The organism is Caballeronia sp. GAWG2-1 (assembly GCF_023631405.1).
Taxonomy (GTDB): Bacteria; Pseudomonadota; Gammaproteobacteria; order Burkholderiales; family Burkholderiaceae; genus Caballeronia.
In genome coordinates this window covers 1-1988 of record NZ_JALQDD010000057.1, presented here as the reverse complement: position 1 = coordinate 1988, position 1988 = coordinate 1, and the positions used below count along the sequence as shown (strand labels likewise).

Sequence of the window (1988 nt, the reverse complement as noted above, 5' to 3'; positions counted from 1 at the left end):
GACCCGGCTGAGACGGATAACGCGATCCGGTTTCCGGGGCAGTATGTCGATGAAGAGACGGGGCTGCACTACAATCGAAACCGTTACTACGATCCGGCGACGGGACGGTTCATATCGAAGGACCCGATTGGGTTAGCGGGTGGACTGAATCCGTTTCAGTACGCGAACAACCCGATAAGCTGGATTGATCCGCTTGGGTTGGCTAGAGAATCTGGCCGCTATCATGGCCCTAAGCCGGACTATGAAAATCCCGGCCATCATGATCCGTCTTCCGGTGTTTTTAGGGGCGGCGGAGCAGGCAAGACTTCGATATTGCCATGTAAAGCGAAGCAGCTTTACAAATATGCGATACCAGACTCAGAAGGTAAGCATTGGTATGCCTTGGACGCAAACGGTGTTATTCATCGATTTGGGAATAGTAACAACGGAAAGGTCCATTGGAATGGTGATACTTCGCAGGGGCGCGGCATCGAAATACCGCCTGAGGTGAAGAAACGTTTTGAAGCGATGAAAAAAGATGGCATATCAAGCGAACGCAACTGCGGAGAGGGATAACATGGTTCGTTTTCGTTTCGATATACAGATGATATCGGCGATAGAGTCACGTAAATTTGCGCATACTCGTCTCGTGTCTGAGACCACGAGCATCGGAAACTTCGAAGAGGTGGTTCTTCTTGAAAGCCTTGAGCTATCGGTTCTTGATTTAATAGCGAGGCTTTCGAAGAGTGAAATCACTATTGAAAATGCTTCGCACAGTCACGAAGTGGTGTTCTCTGCTTTGTATGATGCTGCATGGAATGGAGAGGTCAATCAAATTCGTAAGGTCTCGGGGCAAGAGTATTCAGTAGCGGATGCTCGAAATTGCATTGCGTTACCTACAGGAGTGGAAGCCTTTGATGGAGAACTTGCGTTTCTATACCAAACTGGTTTGGCTCATCGCTTTGTTTGGCGCGACTGGGATTCAAAAGATTTGAGGGTTGCTACCATCCAGAAAACAGCATATCTCAAAGAGCTAGGAATTGGATTGAGAAAGATACAGGCCAATAAATGAAAACGGGTTTATAAGTGAATGAAGGGCCGCTGACGCGGCCCTTCGTTCATTCGGCGGTAATGGTCAGCCGCCCGTGTTCAACATTGATGTTAACGCGCTACCCTGCTCTGAATCCGGCGTGCTCGATCCATCGCCCGGCGAGCTTGAGCTACGGATAAAGCGGCTGCTCGGGACGTTGCCAGACCAAGTGAACGACTGCAGCCTCGCTTTTCTTTACCCTGGCGAGAACTTTCAGGCGGCTGTTGATTTAGCCCATAAGCAAAAGCCAAAGGCAACCACGGAGTAAGTGATTCGATGCCTCAATCACTATGCCAACCATAACAATTTTCTTGATCTAAGTTAGAGACAAAATGACATCAATTGCTTGCATAGGCGACAGCACCACCCACGGCGGCCGCATCATCACTGGATCAGACACGATGGACATCGACGGACGCAAAGGCGCGCGAGTGGGCGATCTCGTGTCATGTCCCGAACACGGCGTCAATCCCATCATTCAAGGCTCGGACATGCTAACCGACACCAACGGCGAACACGTTGCGCTGGATGGCCATCTCACAGCGTGCGGCAGTCGAATAATTGCCTTGGGCGATCATGGCTCGATTGATTGATCGTCTTTAATCAGAGGCGGCGTGTCACCTCAAGGCTGCGTCGTCTGTTCTATGCTCTCGAATCCTCGCCTTCGTCGAGCTCGCGTAGCGCGACGATGCCCTCTGTCTCGGTCTACGAGCGCGACCCGATCGGACGGCTCACCGCGCGCACGATCGGCAAGCAAGCGACCGAGAGTTTTTACTACGACGCGCGCGGGCGGCTCGCGACCGCCACGGCCGCTGGCAGCACGACCCGCCTGCATTACGACAATGCGGACAACCTGATCGCCGAAGAGCAGCACGTTCGCCCGTATTACCGGGGCCAGTATTCGACCGTCACGCGCCAC

General features: G+C 52.5%; 4 protein-coding genes. All 4 read left to right on the top strand.

Annotated elements, in window-relative coordinates:
• Positions 1-555 (top strand): RHS repeat-associated core domain-containing protein (locus NCR98_RS33175; RefSeq protein ID WP_250528586.1); only part of this gene is annotated, 555 nt, incomplete at its 5' end.
• A gap of 1 nt (position 556) precedes the next feature.
• Positions 557-1051 carry a hypothetical protein gene (locus NCR98_RS33170; protein WP_250528585.1) on the top strand — a complete coding sequence of 165 codons (495 nt, stop codon included), beginning with the start codon at positions 557-559 and terminating at the stop codon, positions 1049-1051.
• 350 nt (positions 1052-1401) lie between these two features.
• Complete coding sequence (locus NCR98_RS33165) at positions 1402-1662, top strand: PAAR domain-containing protein (protein ID WP_250528584.1); 261 nt, start codon at positions 1402-1404, stop codon at positions 1660-1662.
• A gap of 95 nt (positions 1663-1757) precedes the next feature.
• On the top strand, positions 1758-1988 hold a 231-nt coding region (locus NCR98_RS33160; RefSeq protein ID WP_250528583.1), incomplete at its 3' end, for a hypothetical protein.